The following is a 15,936-nucleotide window of genomic DNA, read 5'->3' on the forward strand; positions in this document are numbered from 1 at the left end:
CCTTATTTGGAGGTCAGCCTTTTTTCTGTGCTTGTATTTGTTCATCGATTTCGGATAGGTAGGTCCAACGTTCCATCTTCGCATCGAGTGTTTCTTTCAGTTCTGCGATTGTTGCGTACAACTCATTGACTTTACCAAGGTCGCTACCCGCTGATGCAAGTGTCACTTCTTGCGCTTCAATCTGCTCTTCAAGTGCGGCGATGTCTTCTTCGATCGTGTCCCATTCCTTCTGTTCTTTGAAGGTGAATTTCACGACCTCCGACTTCACGCGTTCCTTTTTCTCTTTAGGTTCTTTCTCTTTCTTCACTTGACGAACCTCTTCTTGTCGCATGGCCAGGTAGTCACTATATTCTGCGTGATACACCTGGATGATCCCATCTTCGAAGGCAATCAACTGTCCGGCGATCCGGTCTAAGAAATAGCGGTCGTGACTGACGGCGATGACTGTACCTGGGAATGATTCTAAATAGTCTTCTAAAACAGACAACGTCTCCGTGTCCAAATCGTTCGTCGGTTCATCGAGGAACAAGACGTTCGGTTCATCCATGAGAATCCGCAGGAGGACAAGGCGTCGTTTTTCGCCACCAGATAGCTTCGCAATTGGTTTGTATTGCGCGTCCGGTGAGAAAAGGAAACGTTCGAGCATCTGCCCCGCCGTGATGACCTCGCCGTCCGGCGTATGAATGACTTTGGCGATGCGTTCGATCTCATCGATGACCCGTCGTGACTCGTCTTCAAATTCGACTTGTTGTCCGTAATAGCCTAAATAAACAGTTTCTCCGTGCACGATCGTACCGTTTGTCGGTTCTAGGCGCTTGGCGAGCAAGTTCATGAGTGTTGATTTCCCACTCCCGTTCGGTCCGACGATTCCGTAGCGTTCACGGCGACCGAAAATCCAATTAAACTGCCGAATGAGAAGGGAGTCGTCGTATCCGAAAGACAAATCTTCGACTTCGATGACCTTTTTGCCGAGACGTCGTGATCCGACCGAAACGTCGAGCGTCTCGTCTTCCGCTAAGCTCTCTTGATGTTTCAAGTCTTCGACGCGTTGAATGCGTGCCTTTTGTTTCGTTGTCCGGGCTTTCGCGCCTCGACGTAACCAGGCGAGTTCGCGACGTAATATATTCTGTCGTTTCTGTTCCATCGATTGTGCCCGTGCTTTTCGCTCGGCACGCTTCTCGAGAAAGAGTTCATAGTTCCCGTTATAGAAGTAACTCGTTCCATCCGCAATCTCCAAAATGTGATTCGTGACACGATTCAAGAAATAGCGGTCGTGGGTGATGAGCAGGATGGCTCCTCGGTAATCGGCAAGCATCGTTTCGAGCCATGCGATTGTATCGGCATCCAGTTCGTTCGTCGGCTCATCTAAAAGGAGCAAGTCCGCTTCATCGAGTAACGCTGCGGCGAGCGCGACTCGCTTTTGTTGACCCCCAGACAAGGCGTTCACATCGATTGACACGTCAGGAAGACCGAGCCGGTTCAAAATCGACTTCAGTTTTGCTTCCGTTTCCCAAGCGTCTGCGGCATCGACGGCCTGTTGGGCTTTCATGAAGCGTTCAAGTAATTGCTCACTTGTCGGGTCCGCTTCGAGTGCTTGCCGGGCGCGTTCGAACTGTTTCAACGCTTGAACGGACGGAGTGTCACTTGTGAACAAAGCGTCTAGAATCGTTTGTCCTTCGTTAAATTGAACCGTTTGAGTCAAGTAGCGAATCCGATAATCGTTCGGATGCTGCATCGTGCCTCGATCTGCTGTCTCGGTACCGGCGATGATTTTCATGAACGTCGATTTCCCCGAACCGTTCACGCCGATAATCCCGATACGGTCTCCGGGATGGATTGTCATCGTCACATCATCAAATAAGACTTTGTCGGCAAACTCTTTATGAATGCCTTCAATCATTAATAAACTCATGCGTTCTCTCCTTCAAGCTGTTGACGAATGGCCGCCTCGACCGTCGCTGCGATTTCCTTGTTCGGCAAATCGGCCGGATCAATCGCAGGTAAGAACGTGACATCGACCGTTGCCGGGGTGATTCGATTTTTGGCTTCTAACAATTTATAACTGCCTTGAATCGCGACTGGAACAATCTTCGCACCACTTGATGTGGCAAGCGTCAAACTTCCAGCTTTAAACTCCTTCATCGGTCCACCTTTTGAGCGTGTGCCTTCTGGGAAGACAATCATCGATTGACCGGATTGAATCGTTTCGACTCCGGAACGAATGGCTTGAATCGATTGCCGACGGTCACTCCGGTCGATGAAGATACATCCCATCAATTCCATCCAACGTGGGATAATCGGGAATTTTTGAACCTCGATTTTTGAGATAAACGCTTTCGGTCGTTTCGTGGCGGTCAACATGATCGGGACATCGAAGTTTCCTTGGTGGTTCGACACGTAGACGACGGGTTCATCCGGAATCTGGTCTTGGCCATGGACACGGACGTCTGCACCTGCGATTTTTAGTAGAAACTGTGCCCATTTATAAGCGATATCTTGTACGTAACGGTAACGCTTTGGCGTTTCGATTTTTTTCGCCTTCTGTAAAAACGGGACGGTGATCGGTAATACGGCAAAAAATGAGAAAAACCATACAGCTGTTCGAATCATTCTATTCTCTCCTCTCATGATGACAACAAGAAAGAGTCTTCTTCTCTTGACGAGAATCCGACCCTTCGGCATGAATCCTTATTCCCAAAAGCGAGAATCGCTCTCTTCTTCCTCTTCTTCGAGCTCGAACGTAATGCGTTTATTCACAGGATCGACGACGAAATAGGCGCCGTCTTGCTCGATACTTTTGATTTGCATGGCCTGGTCACTTCCGATTTCGAGAGTGAGACGGATTCGATTGTCATCATCGACGAGCAAAATGCCGTCCTCTTTTAACCAGAGCTCCATGACAGGTGAATAACGAAGTAGCCATTCATTCGATAACGGGATTTCATTCATACGGTTGTGTGCCTCCTGCGATTATAAATCCATTGTACGATGTCTGTTCCTACATAGGATACCAAATGTGGCGAGGGAAGACGAGCGTTATGTAGAGCGTTTTCGAGTCGTAGAGTGCATTCTGTCCACGACGCGTTTGATTCGTTTCTGGTTCCGTCTTTCTACAAAATACTCGTTTGCCTGCATGAAGAGTTGTTTGAAGGAAGAGAGTCCCATGGCAATCAAGACGGCGAATAGAAATGTCCCGATTGGATCTTTGTACAATTCAGTCTGGAACAAGAAAGCAAGTCCTACGATTGATAAAATGGTCGTGAGAAAATAAAAAATCATAGCGGAGTCTCCTTTTCTTAAAGGGTATGAAAGAAAAAGGCATGGTCTTTTAATCGTATTCGACTTTTTGAAGGAAAATCCTGTTATGTATTCCAAAGAAAAAACGCCTTCAGTTGGCTGAATGGCGTTTACTCTTGGGTCATGTAAGTCGAAGATGACGAAACGTTCGTATCGACACCGTTTGAGAAAATAAAACTGAGTGATGCGAGCAATGCGAAAAAGGCGACAAGTAATCCTTTTGTAAAACGTTTTGCAAAAGAACGAGACTGTATATCAAACATTTATTATCCCCCGATCAATCCTAAATGAAACCTTATCTATACTGGACACTTCCTATATAATAACGTTTTCAAAAAAAGGATACTAGCAGAAAAAAAGGCGTTCACAAAATTGTCACAAAATTTTAATAAATCATGTGAGTTCATTAAACAATCGCCATTTCAACTGTCTCAAAACACGTTCACATTTTCGACACATTTATTCAAAATGTTGAAAGAGAACATGATATGATTAGGAACGTGTGTAGATAGGTATACTGACAGTAATAGCTTAGAAAAGGATGTGGGTGTAATGGCATTGCGAGCAGGAGAAGTAGTAGATTTAGTCGCGGAACGTTCTGCTGATTTTGGAGTATTCATTAGTAACGGCCGCGAAGAGGTGCTCCTTCACCGAAAAGAACAGACAGAAGAAGTGACGATCGGTCAAACAGTTCGCGTCTTCTTATATCATGATTCAGAAGGACGTCTCGCATCAACGATGACGATTCCGACCGTTTCATTTGATGAGTATGAATGGTTTGAGGTAACGGGCGTCCGGTATAACACAGGGGTCTTCGTGAATATCGGAATTCAAAAGGACGTTCTCGTTTCAATGGATGACTTACCGGAGAACCGGTCGTATTGGCCGCAGACAGGCGATCAATTGTGCATTCGCTTGAAGTATGACCAAAAAGGACGTTTGCTTGGGGACCCTGCACCATATGCGTTCTTGAACTTGTTGGCACGACCGTCGAAAGAAGAATGGAACAACCAGGACGTGCAGGCCATCGTCGTCAATAAACGTGAAGTGGGCGTCAACGTATGGGTCGAAGGCGAATCACTCGGTTTCTTGCATGAGGCAGAGATGACGCGTTGGCCACGTCTCGGAGAACAGTTGACCGTTCGTGTGACACAAGTCAAACAAGATGGTACGGTCCTCGTTTCGATGAAGCCACGTGCGTACGAGGCGATTGATGGTGATGCGGCGAGCATCCTCTCGTATATTGAAGAACGTGGAGGACAAATGCCATACGGAGATAAGACATCACCTGACATCGTCGACCGTGAATTCGGGATGAGTAAAGCGGCATTTAAACGAGCGCTTGGAAAACTGTTGAAAGAGAAGCAAGTTGAAAAGCTCGACAACGGCTACAAATTGAAATAAGATAACTCATGTTCGGGTGACATGAAAAAGTTTGAAAAATGTATTTCTTTCATTTTAGGAAGAAATACGTTATAGTTAATAAAGTTGACTATGAGGAAACATTGAGAAAACGTCTGTAGATCTGTCAAACTGAACTCAGACGTTTTTTGTATGAACAAAGGAGAATATAATTTGACAAAATTTCAAGACTTACAATTAAGTGAAGCATTAGTAAAAGGTGTACACAAAATGGGCTTCGAGGAAGCTACACCGATCCAAGCTGAGACAATTCCTGTCGCACTCACGGGAGTGGACGTATTAGGACAAGCACAAACAGGTACAGGGAAAACAGCAGCTTTCGGTATTCCGACAATTGAGCGAATCGATTCAAAGGCGCGTCAAGTCCAAGCACTCGTTCTTGCACCGACACGTGAACTTGCGATTCAAGTTGCAGAAGAATTAAACAAAATCGGTGAAACGAAGCGCGTATACGCACTTCCAGTATACGGTGGTCAACAAATTGACCGTCAGATCCGTGGTTTGAAAAAGAACCCGCAAATCGTCGTAGCGACACCAGGACGTCTCATGGATCACATGAAGCGTAAGACGATCAAACTCGATGACATTCAAACAGTCATCTTGGATGAAGCGGATGAAATGCTCAACATGGGCTTCGTTGAAGATATCGAAACGATTTTGGCTGGTCTTCCTGAAGAGCGCCAAACGCTTCTCTTCTCAGCGACAATGCCACCACAAATCAAAAAGATTGCTGAGCGTTTCATGAAGTCGCCGACAATCATCAAAGTCAAAGCGAAAGAAATGACAGTTGAGAACATCAACCAACAGTTCATCGAATTGCGTGAAGGTCAAAAATTCGATACGCTTTGCCGTTTGATCGACATCGACTCACCAGAACTCAGCATCATCTTCGCTCGTACGAAGAAGCGTGTAGACGAAGTGACAGAAGCACTCATCAAACGCGGATACACTGCAGACGGTCTTCACGGAGACTTGACGCAATCGAAACGTGACCAAGTTATTCGTCGTTTCAAAAACGGAACAATCGATATCTTGGTAGCGACTGACGTTGCGGCACGTGGACTTGATATTTCAGGTGTCACACACGTTTACAACTTCGATGTACCACAAGACCCAGAAAGCTACGTACACCGCATCGGTCGTACAGGTCGTGCTGGTAAAACTGGTACAGCCCTCACGTTCATCACGCCACGTGAATTTGGACAAGTGAAAGCAATTGAACGTGTAACGAACAAACGCATGAACCGTCGTCACGTACCGACAATCGCGGAAGTACTTGAAGGAAACCAAAAGCAAGCAGCTGAAGAATTGATCGAACGCGTTCAAGCGGGCGACTTCAAAGCTTACACGCAACTTGCGACAGAACTTCTTGAAGAGTACGAAGCAGTTGAAATTCTCGCTGCTGCCCTCCGTGGATTGACGAAAGAGCCAGATTCAACACCTGTTGAAATCTCGTACGCTGAACCAGTTCGTGTGAAACGCCAAGGTGGCCGTGGTGGCGATCGCGGTGGATACCGTGGTCGTAACGACCGTCGTGGCGGTGGCGGTGGCCGTGGTGGCGATCGTCGTGGTGGACGCGGTGGCGAACGTCGTGATGGACGTAGCGGAGACCGTAAAGGATCATTCCGTGGTGACGATCGTCGTCGCTCGGATGACCGTGGCCCACGCCGTCCGCGTGACTAATCATCGTGAAATGCCGCATTTCCTTAAGTGGATTTGCGGCATTTTTTATTGTGTCGTGCTACACTAGTTGAGTAGAGATAGAAGGATGAGGTGTCAACGGATGGTGGAATTAAGTTTCGGTCTCCTTGTGTTGCTTGGTTGTGTAATCGCACTCAAACCAATCGTGTCAAAGACAGACCGTCCTAATTTTCGTTATATCCCCGTGGCGACATTGTTATTTGGAGCGATGATTTTTTTAGTGTTAGCCATTGGAGTAGGCGGAAAGATGGGCATTGCATATGGCGTGGTGAGTATCGCCTATTTTATTGCTTGTTTCGGTGCCTATATGTATGTACACACGCGAACGAGCTGATTGTAGCTCGTTTTCGCATTTAACGAAGAGGTGATGAATTGTGGATGCGGTAGAAGTGATGGTCCATCCTGAAGAAGTGATGGTGACGTATGAACCAATCCTTGGGGCGGCGACGTTTCAAGTGGAAGGATATATGGTACATGGACGATTCCGAGGCGAATCATTGACACCGTTTTTTTATGATGATGACGTTCCCCTCGAGTATCAATTAGACATCGCCCAACGAATGGAGCAACTCGCGGCAGCACAACTTCGTGACGCCAAACCATTCGTCACGTTCAGGTGCCGGTCGGAATGGATTCTCGAAGAAGGGGGAGAGGCCTTTTTAGCCCCACTACGTGAACTCAATTTTCCGTTACACCGTATTTATGTGACCTTACAAGGGACAGACTTGGTCGACGTCCCGCGACTGTCACGCGTCATTCAATACTATCGGTCCTATGGATTGAAAATTGCATTAGACTTTGCCGAATCCACGAGTATCGAAGACATCATGACGCTTGCGCCAGAACTATTGCTCGTCGACCTTGGCACGATGATTGAGAAAAAGACGTTGTCGGTCACCTATCCGAACATGCTTCAGACGATGGAGTACATCGCTTCGAAGCTCGGTGCCCCGCTTCTTTACAAATCCATCGACCACATCGGACAGCTTCTTTACGCGTGGCAGCACGGTGGTCGCTATTACATGGGTGGTCTACTTGGGTCGGAAGATGAGATCCCTCAACGAGAAATCAAAGGAATGGGTGTGTTGGCACAAGAAGTGCCTTCCTTCTTTTTACATGACCAGAAACGACTGAATCGCTTGTACGAGCTTGAATTTGAATTACATCACCGGATTGGAGAACTCGTTCAATCTGGAAAGTGGTCGAGAGACAAGAAAGACGAGTGGATTCAATTCATCGCCCCAAAACTCGAAGAGGTGTTTGTTCGTTATTATATAACGGATAAGACAGGTTTCCAGACGAGTGCGAACGTCTACTGCGTGAATGGAGAATGGCGTGTCGATAATACGTATCGGGGCTATAACTGGAGTTTCCGACCGTATTTCATTCAGACGATGGCGGCGATGGATGTTCGAGGGCGAGGCTATTTATCGGGAGACTATCGTGATTTCAGTTCGAATGAAGTGACGCGAACCTTTAGCTATCCGTTACCGGACGGCATGTTCTTATTTGCCGATATATCCGAGGAGTATTTATATCAAAACCGATTATTGGATTGAAAGGAAGATGGAAGATGCTAGATTATGATTACGATGCATTGCGCGAAATCGGGCGAATCGTCGCACTTGCGCGAGATGAGATGGCGAAAGCCGTCAAGCCCGGTATGACAACAAAAGAATTAGATGCGATCGGGCAACGTATTTTAGAAGATGAAGGTGCAGCTTCTGCACCGATTACGATGTACGAATTTCCAGGTTACACATGTATCTCGCTCAATGACGTTGCAGCCCATGGTATTCCGGGAGATGAAGTCATTCAAGAGGGCGATATCGTCAATGTCGACGTCTCCGCTGTGAAGGATGGGTACTATGCCGATACGGGACGTACAGTGATTGCTGGGGCGGCGAAGTCACCCCAGCACGAACGTTTGGTCGAAGTATCCTTGACTTCATTAGAAGCTGGTCTCAGCAAAGTTAAAGCGGGCGTGAAAGTCAATCAGATTGGGAAGGCGATTTACGCCGACGCGAGAAAGAATGGATTCACAGTCATCCGTAACTTGGCCGGACACGGTCTCGGTCGGACATTGCACGGGGAGCCAGAGACAATCTCGAACTATTATAGTCGTGAAGAAAATCAGTTATTAAAAGCTGGACAAGTGATTGCTGTTGAGACGTTCATCTCGACAAAGGATGAAATCGTCTATCAATCGGAAGAGGATGGTTGGACGCTCTTCACTCCGAACAAGAGTCTCGTTTCGCAGTTCGAGCATACGGTCGTTGTCACAGAAGATGGATATGAAGTGTTAACGGGATCGTTCCGTTAACGTAAAAAAGGTGTGGTTCTCGTGAACCGCACCTTTTTCATGTTTGCAATGTAATCACTTCTTCGCGTAACCGTTCAATCACATTCCAATCTGGTTGTACGGAATCCGGAAGAGTCAACTTTCCATTCTCCACTTCAAGCGGGGTATCGAGTAAATCTTGCTCGAAATAAGCGCTCGTGCCTGACATGTCCGCTGGGAAGCTCGCGCCGCTTAACGAAGCAAACAAGAGTGTATGATATCTTCCGATACCGGATTCATACATGCCACCGACCCAGTATGGCGTTCCGTGTTTTCGAATGTGGAGCGCCTCGCTAAGCCCACCGACACGTGCGGGTTTAATGTTGACAATCTTCCCCGCACCGAGTTGTGCCATCGTATCCACGTCGTCATAAGACGTGATGGATTCGTCGAGACAAATGGGGGTCGTGAGTTTTGCTTGGAGAGCCGCTGATTTTGTGAATTGTCGGCTTGGGTACGGTTGTTCGATCATCAATAACCGATGGGCATCGAGTTGTTCGAACCATTCCATTGGTTGATCGGACGCACTTCCGTTTAAATCAATCATGAGGGGCGCGTCAGGGAAGACCGCGCGAATCTCACGTAGGGCAGGAACCAGTTCATTAGGAGATGCCTTTAATTTGATGCGTTCGAATCCGTCAGCTAATGCCGTCTCGATGGATTTCATCGTTTGATTCAGTAACCCAATCCCGATTGTTCGTCCGCAGGAAACGGAATCTCCGGCGCTCATGAATGACTTGAGTGATTTGTTCGCGCGCGTTGCTTCAATCTCCCAGAGTGCACTTTCCCACATCGCCTTTGCCATGTGCTGACCGATGATAGACGAGACCAAGTTCGGAAACACGTCCGTCGTGACCGTCATCCCTTTCAATAAATTGAGAATTAGTTTAGACGTATCGATCATGGATTGGGTCGTTTCTTCTGTATACCAAGGTGTTTCGAAAGCGGCACCTTCTCCGTATCCGATGACACCGTCTACGGTTTCTAGACGAAGGATGAGCGTTCTTCGGACAGATAAGACGGCGTGTGCCGTCACAATCGGGTGTTTAAACGTCAAAGGGACGATGGAAAGCTCAGCACGTTTGATCATGACAGTAGCTCCTTTAAGCGATGGCGCATTAATTTTCCGTTCGCGTTTCGTGGTAAACTCGGTGCGTGGTGGATGACGATCGGGTGCTTATATTTAGCCAACTGTGAATCGAGAACATGCTGCATCTCGGCTGGTTCATAGGAGCCGACGACGAAGGCGATCGGGACTTCTCCCCAAGTCGGATGCGATTGTTTCGTGACGCCGACGTCTTGGACGCCGGCACAGCGTAACATGGCGGCTTCGATTTCAGCCGGATAAACATTTTCACCACCTGAAAGAATAAGGTCGGTTCGGCGATCGTGTACATATAAATAACCATCCCTCATCGTGCCGAGGTCACCCGTTCGCCAATAACCGTCGGGTGTCCAAGCATCTGATTCAGGTTGTTCGAAGTATCCCTTCGTCACAGTTGGTCCCTTTACTTCGATTTCTCCGTCTGAATTAATTCGAATTCTTGTTGGGGCGATTGCCTGACCACTCGAACCGATATGCGAGAGCGCTTCGCTCGGGAGCAGCGTGGCGACTTGAGAGCATGTCTCGGTCATCCCGTATGTCTGAGCAATCGGTAACTGCCGTCGTTCTGCTTCTTCTAGTAATGAGCGTGGGACGGGTCCGCCTCCGACGAGTAACGTGCGAAGATGATGCTTCTTCAGACCGGCATCGAGCAGTCGTTGCAGCATAATTGAGACGAGTGACAGTTGGGTGATGCCTTCTGTCTCGATGACGTGAAGTGTTCGATCGACATCGAATCGTGGCTCGACATAGAGCGTCGAACCGATGATGGCACTCCGATACACTTGAGACAGTCCACTCATGTGAAAGAGCGGGGTCACCGCGAGCATCCGGTCTGATGGACGATAGTCCAAATGCGCTTCAGCAGCACGGGCGCTAGCGAGGTGATTCCCGTACGTCTGTTGCACTGCTTTGGCTCGACCCGTCGTTCCGGACGTAAACATGAGAGACATGGTTTCATCTTCATTCCACTCATGGGGCACGGTGAAACATGAAGTGGACCGACGTGTGATTAGGAGTTGGGTGATAGACAAATTGATTTCTACGTCAACGAGAAGGAGGTCCACTTTTGCTGTTTGTAGCTGAGTACGCACTTCCTCTTCGGTCAGCCGTGTATTCAACGGAACAAGCACTTTTCCGAGCAGATGTACTGCATGAACGGCAATGACATAGTCTTTGCTGTTTTTAGCGAATATGCCAATTCGTTTGGCGGTGGGTGTCTGTTCATGGATGAACTGGGCAAGTTGAAGGCTTTCCGTGCGTAGCATTGCCCATGTCAATCGATCGTCAGCTGTCACAAGGGCGAGATGTGACGCTGGGTGTTTCCGAATCCATTCATACATAGCTGTCACCTCCAAAAAAAGAGTAGCGAAATCGCTACTCTCTCAACATTTAAGGGAAACGTGGGAATTGACCGAAGTCAGGGTCACGTTTTTCTTTGAACGCATCGCGTCCTTCTTTTGCTTCATCTGTCGTGTAGTAGAGAAGCGTTGCGTCTCCAGCGAGTTGCTGAAGTCCGGCAAGACCATCTGTATCTGCGTTCATTGCTGCTTTCAAGAAGCGAAGCGCTGTAGGTGAGTGTTGTAAGATTTCTTGGCACCACTTGATCGTTTCTGCTTCAAGTTGATCGAGTGGGACCACCGTGTTGACGAGTCCCATGTCGAGTGCTTCTTGTGCATCGTATTGACGGCAAAGGTACCAGATTTCACGAGCTTTCTTATGGCCGATGATCCGTGCCAAGTATCCAGAACCGTATCCTGCATCGAACGAACCGACTTTAGGACCTGTTTGTCCGAAGCGAGCATTGTCCGCTGCAATCGTCAAGTCACAGACGACATGAAGAACGTGTCCTCCGCCGATTGCGAAACCTGCGACCATGGCGATGACCGGTTTTGGAATGACGCGAATCAAGCGCTGAAGGTCGAGGACGTTCAAGCGTGGGATTTCATCTTCCCCGACGTAGCCACCATGTCCGCGAACTTTTTGGTCTCCACCTGAACAGAATGCCTTTTCGCCTTCACCTGTCAAGATGATGACGCCGACTTCTTTATCGTCGCGCGCGCGAGCGAATGCATCAATCAATTCATTGACCGTCAACGGACGGAATGCATTGCGCACTTCGGGACGGTTGATGGTGATTTTAGCAATCCCGTTCCACGTTTCATATTTAATGTCTTCATACGTCCGGACCGATGTCCAGTTCGCTACTGATTCCATTTTAAATACCCCCTAAAATCAATTTCTTTATTATTGTACCAAACTCTGATGCATTCTCGATATGAGGAGCATGCCCTGCGTTTGAAATTTCATAGATTTTTATATCTGGTCGCTCTTCCTGCATGTGTCTTGCGATGGCTTTGAACTTGAGATCGTCTGACCCGACAATCAAATCGGTGCGGGGGAGACGCTGTAATGTGCCCCATAACGACGGCATATGCCCCGTTCCGATTGACCGCAAACTGTTTGCGAGGGCATTCGGGTGTTGGGCGAGCCGGTCTTTTCGGAGTGAACGTTTCATGTCTTCCGTCTGTCGCCAAAGGGGAAGGTTCTCCCAACGATTGACGAATGCAGCGATGCCCTCGGTTTCAATCAAGTGAGCCAATTCTGCATCTTGGCGCCGGCGTGCGGCTCTTTCCTTAGAAGTGAGCAGACCGGGGGTCGTGCTAATCCCGATGACATGTTCGACACGCTCGTCGCATGCGGCAAGTGTCAATGCGATTCTCCCACCGAGTGAATAACCGACGACTGTCCAAGGTCGGTCGTCCGTATCCAGTAAGCGGGACAAATCCTTAACTTGCTGACTCATTGTCGAACGATTGACTGAAGGGTGCTCCGTCGCGCCATGTTGGAGGAGCGACGGTGACACAAGACGAATCGGTAATGTAGGGAGCGAATCGACCCAATGGGCGTTTCCGGTGAATCCGTGTAAAAATAATACCGGTTTTCCCTCACCGCGATGAATCACTTCATAACGTACGCCACGTAAATCGATGTTCATGATTCGTTCTCCGTGATGAGGCGAGCGCAGACAGATTGTGTCCACCCCCGATGGATCGTCACATTTTCCTCACGATTCGATGGGAATTCGATTAAGTGAATGCCATCTTCAATCGCATCTTGAATTTCATCCGGTCGTTCAATTAGGCGATACGATAAGCCATATGTGTCAGCAAATCCACGGATATTTAAATCAAGCGGTGTTCCGAATAAATCTTCGAACAACTGTGTGTCGACAGAAGCCTGCGGGAGGAAGGAGAAAATTCCTCCACCATTATTGTTTGCAATCACGACGGAAAATTTTCCGGGATGATGCTTTAACAGTTGCAAGGCGTTGCTATCATGATAGAACGCTAAATCACCGATCAATAGAGCGCCGTGAGCCGTATCATAACTGCTTCCGAGTGCAGTGGATAACACACCATCAATTCCGTTTGCGCCTCGATTGGCGAGAACGTGTATATTCGTGCCGGCAGACAGTGATGTATCTATATCTCGAATCGGCATACTATTACTGACGAATAGACGCTCAATCGATGTATCGAGCAATCGTTTCGTCAATTCCGCTTCACCTTGAAGTGACGATTTTGCAGACTCGGCAACCTCTTCAAAAAAGCGTAAACGTTCAAGGTACCGAGGTTCGTTTGCGGATGCGATGAGCGGTAGAAAATCGAGTGCGTCGCCGTAACAGATGGTGGCTCGGCTACTTGGGTCGCGATAAGATCCCGGTTCATCGATGACGAGTTGATTCGCCATGGCCATCCATTGATTGAAGCGTTTCGAAACAGGTGCAGCCCCGAAACGGACGAACACCTCAGGCAGCCAATCAGTCCGATGCTCACTCGCGAGCCACGTGTCATAGTTGGTCAAGACGCCGTCGAAACGTCGCATGCCACTAAGAGGATCGGCAAAAATCGGGATCTGTCGTTCGGAAGCGAATTCAACAATGGATTTCTGCCAAGATGTCGGGGTGTAAGGTCCGACGACGAAGGCGAGTCGTTTTTGACTCGTGCATTCCGAGAAAATGTTTTTGTCTGCTTGTGTCGGCCGAATGCGCTGTCGTTCTGGCAAGACAGGGTCAGCTTTTAACATCTGTTTCAATGACTCGAGGTCAGGAAGCAGAGGCTCTCGAAACGGTACATTCAAATGAACGGGTCCCATCGGTGCTTGCATTGACAGATTCGTGAAGCGGGTAATCGTTTGTTTCATAAACGATAACGTTGTCTCCTCTGGAACAGGCAAATCAATGCTCGTCTTCACTTGTTCACCGTAGAGTCGGACTTGATTGATTGCTTGTGGAGCCCCGACATTACGCAGTTCATGGGGACGATCGGTTGTCAGTACGACGAGTGGCAACTGCGATATGAACGCTTCCGTCACAGCCGAAAAGTAGTTTGTCGCTGCCGTTCCACTTGTGCAAATCAATGCGACCGGGCGAATTGTTTCTGACGCACGGGTCAGTCCAAGAGCGAAAAAACCGGCAGATCGTTCATCGACGATGATGTGATGACGAATCTGAGGATGAAGATATGCCGCTACAGCGAGCGGAGTCGAGCGGGATCCTGGGCTGATGACCACGTCTTTTACACCGGACGCAACAAGCCGATTTACCATGGATGCGACCCAATCGGTCAAAATCTTATTCATCTAGGGTGCCTCCTTGATTGTGTAAATCAAACTGCAAAGCTTGTTTGATTGGACTCATTTTTATTTCTGTTTCTTCGAGCTCTTGCTCGAGTGCAGAGTCTTTCACAATCCCACATCCAGCATACAGTGCGACGAATTGGTGTTGGACGAGTGCAGAGCGGATTGCCACGACAAACTCGCCGTCGCCTTCATTGTCTACCCAACCAAACGGAGAACCGTACCACCCGCGGTCGAATCGCTCGATTTCACGAAGTAATCGGACCGATGTCCGCTTCGGAGAGCCGCCGAGTGCTGGCGTTGGATGTAGCGATTCCGCAAGTGACAGCAAGGAAGCGTTCGTTTCGAGTGTCGCTTGAATTGGTGTGTATAGATGGAACACCGAGCGATTGGTCAAAATTTGTGGTACATCTCGTGTTTGAATCGGTGCAGTATAGGGCGTCAACGCCTGCTTAATGTCTTTCACGACAATTTGATGCTCCTCACGATTTTTTGAATCGTTTAAGAGTTTCTCTTTCGCAAGATCGGCCTCGATCTCGGTCTTCGGACGCTTGATTGTCCCTGCGATGGCGGCCGTGTTCAGTCGCATGCCCTCTTTTTGAATTAAGCGCTCAGGAGTTGCCCCGAAGAACCCGATGTCACGTTTTGGCTGGTATAAATAGATGTAACTGGATTCTTGATGATCCGCTAAATGCTTCAAACTTTTTGCGAAGGGGAATGCATCGTCGGAACGCTGATATATTTCTTCGCGGGCGATCACGATTTTTTCAACCCGTTCTTCTTCAATCAACTGTTTCGCCTGTTGGAAACTGGACTTGAAGTGATCGACCCCATCTTTCATTCTCGTATAAGATGGCGTCGCTTCTTCCGTCGGACGAAGTGAACTGAACTGGGCCAACTGATCTGCCAATTGAATCAAATACTGTTCGACCGACTGCTTCGAAGAGACGAGGGTGGCGACTGTCAACGTATGTCGGTCTTTGTAGCGGCGGTATAAAAATTTTGGTACGACGAGTGATGCCTCCCCAAAGGCATCCCACATACTTTTTTGTGGTCGCATAAACGTGTCGAATGAAAAACCGGCGAACGCGTGGATTGTCGCATCGACATCTCGTCGGTGAAGACTCCAATCGTATTGAAGTCGCTGAAATCGTTCGGGTCCAGAAGCGCTCAAGACGAGTGCATCCCCGCAACCTAGCATTTCGAGTGTTCGGTCTGGTGTCATGAAATAATAGTGGGACGTATCGGTGTTCTGGATGATTTGAAAAGCATCGAACGCCGAGATTTCCCATGTGTATGATGCGAGGACAGGCCGTTGCCAAGCTCGCGCCCGTTTATGGGCCTGCTCAATTCGCTGTTTTATATGTGTTTGAGTATCTGGCATAAAAGAAAAGCCTCCTCAATCCGATAGAATTCTCACTCTTTAGTGTAT

At 48.3% G+C, this 15,936-nt stretch carries 16 protein-coding genes; 5 read left to right on the forward strand and 11 right to left on the reverse strand.

The genetic code is table 11. From position 1 onward, the window contains the following. Window positions 1-13: 13 nt before the first annotated feature. The 5 genes from BV910_RS03405 to BV910_RS14775 form a co-directional block, all read right to left on the reverse strand. Entirely contained in the window at window positions 14-1,912 is a 1,899-nt protein-coding gene (locus BV910_RS03405) for an ABC-F family ATP-binding cassette domain-containing protein (RefSeq protein ID WP_078146353.1), read from the reverse strand. Beyond that, window positions 1,909-2,610 carry a lysophospholipid acyltransferase family protein gene (locus BV910_RS03410; protein WP_078146354.1) on the reverse strand — a complete coding sequence of 234 codons (702 nt, stop codon included), beginning with the start codon at window positions 2,608-2,610 and terminating at the stop codon, window positions 1,909-1,911. The genes BV910_RS03405 and BV910_RS03410 overlap by 4 nt, the downstream gene beginning before the upstream one ends. A gap of 78 nt (window positions 2,611-2,688) precedes the next feature. Further along, on the reverse strand, window positions 2,689-2,949 hold the full coding sequence (locus BV910_RS03415) for a hypothetical protein (RefSeq protein ID WP_015880843.1): 261 nt from the start codon (window positions 2,947-2,949) through the stop codon (window positions 2,689-2,691). 87 nt (window positions 2,950-3,036) lie between these two features. Beyond that, window positions 3,037-3,279: a hypothetical protein gene (locus tag BV910_RS03420; protein WP_031421071.1), complete on the reverse strand. Its 243-nt coding sequence runs from the start codon at window positions 3,277-3,279 to the stop codon at window positions 3,037-3,039. Window positions 3,280-3,407: 128 nt separating this feature from the next. Then, entirely contained in the window at window positions 3,408-3,560 is a 153-nt protein-coding gene (locus BV910_RS14775; RefSeq protein WP_015880844.1) for a hypothetical protein, read from the reverse strand. Between the two features lie 289 nt (window positions 3,561-3,849). Between BV910_RS14775 and BV910_RS03425 the strand changes: the two genes are divergently transcribed. The 5 genes from BV910_RS03425 (at window position 3,850) to map (ending at window position 8,743) form a co-directional block, all read left to right on the forward strand. Continuing rightward, window positions 3,850-4,701, forward strand: a complete 852-nt coding sequence (locus BV910_RS03425) for a CvfB family protein (protein ID WP_078146355.1) — start codon at window positions 3,850-3,852, stop codon at window positions 4,699-4,701. Window positions 4,702-4,872: 171 nt separating this feature from the next. Next, a complete protein-coding gene (gene cshA, locus BV910_RS03430) occupies window positions 4,873-6,402 on the forward strand; it encodes a degradosome RNA helicase CshA (protein ID WP_078146356.1) in 1,530 nt (509 codons plus the stop codon). Between the two features lie 100 nt (window positions 6,403-6,502). Further along, window positions 6,503-6,754, forward strand: a complete 252-nt coding sequence (locus BV910_RS03435) for a hypothetical protein (protein ID WP_015880847.1) — start codon at window positions 6,503-6,505, stop codon at window positions 6,752-6,754. A 40-nt stretch (window positions 6,755-6,794) separates the two neighbouring features. Then, complete coding sequence (locus BV910_RS03440) at window positions 6,795-7,979, forward strand: EAL-associated domain-containing protein (protein ID WP_078146357.1); 1,185 nt, start codon at window positions 6,795-6,797, stop codon at window positions 7,977-7,979. Between the two features lie 14 nt (window positions 7,980-7,993). Then, window positions 7,994-8,743 (forward strand): type I methionyl aminopeptidase, encoded by a 750-nt coding sequence (gene map, locus BV910_RS03445; RefSeq protein WP_074037728.1) that lies wholly within the window; start codon window positions 7,994-7,996, stop codon window positions 8,741-8,743. Between the two features lie 37 nt (window positions 8,744-8,780). Here map and menC read toward each other — a convergent pair whose 3' ends face one another. From menC to BV910_RS03475, 6 genes are read right to left on the reverse strand one after another with little or no spacing between them, the layout of a single operon-like run. Then, window positions 8,781-9,851: an o-succinylbenzoate synthase gene (gene menC, locus BV910_RS03450; protein WP_078146358.1), complete on the reverse strand. Its 1,071-nt coding sequence runs from the start codon at window positions 9,849-9,851 to the stop codon at window positions 8,781-8,783. After that, window positions 9,848-11,206: an o-succinylbenzoate--CoA ligase gene (menE, locus tag BV910_RS03455; RefSeq protein ID WP_078146359.1), complete on the reverse strand. Its 1,359-nt coding sequence runs from the start codon at window positions 11,204-11,206 to the stop codon at window positions 9,848-9,850. Before menE ends, menC begins: the two co-directional genes overlap by 4 nt. A 49-nt stretch (window positions 11,207-11,255) precedes the next feature. Then, window positions 11,256-12,080 carry a 1,4-dihydroxy-2-naphthoyl-CoA synthase gene (gene menB / locus BV910_RS03460; protein ID WP_015880852.1) on the reverse strand — a complete coding sequence of 275 codons (825 nt, stop codon included), beginning with the start codon at window positions 12,078-12,080 and terminating at the stop codon, window positions 11,256-11,258. Window position 12,081: 1 nt separating this feature from the next. Then, the gene (locus BV910_RS03465; RefSeq protein ID WP_078146360.1) at window positions 12,082-12,861 is read right to left on the reverse strand and encodes an alpha/beta fold hydrolase; all 780 of its coding nucleotides are present in this window, start codon (window positions 12,859-12,861) and stop codon (window positions 12,082-12,084) included. Then, entirely contained in the window at window positions 12,858-14,507 is a 1,650-nt protein-coding gene (gene menD / locus BV910_RS03470) for a 2-succinyl-5-enolpyruvyl-6-hydroxy-3-cyclohexene-1-carboxylic-acid synthase (RefSeq protein WP_078146361.1), read from the reverse strand. Before menD ends, BV910_RS03465 begins: the two co-directional genes overlap by 4 nt. Then, complete coding sequence (locus tag BV910_RS03475; protein WP_078146362.1) at window positions 14,500-15,888, reverse strand: isochorismate synthase; 1,389 nt, start codon at window positions 15,886-15,888, stop codon at window positions 14,500-14,502. The genes menD and BV910_RS03475 overlap by 8 nt, the downstream gene beginning before the upstream one ends. Between the last annotated feature and the right edge of the window lie 48 nt (window positions 15,889-15,936).

It is taken from the genome of Exiguobacterium sp. HVEsp1 (assembly GCF_002009685.1).
Taxonomy (GTDB): domain Bacteria; phylum Bacillota; class Bacilli; order Exiguobacteriales; family Exiguobacteriaceae; genus Exiguobacterium; species Exiguobacterium profundum.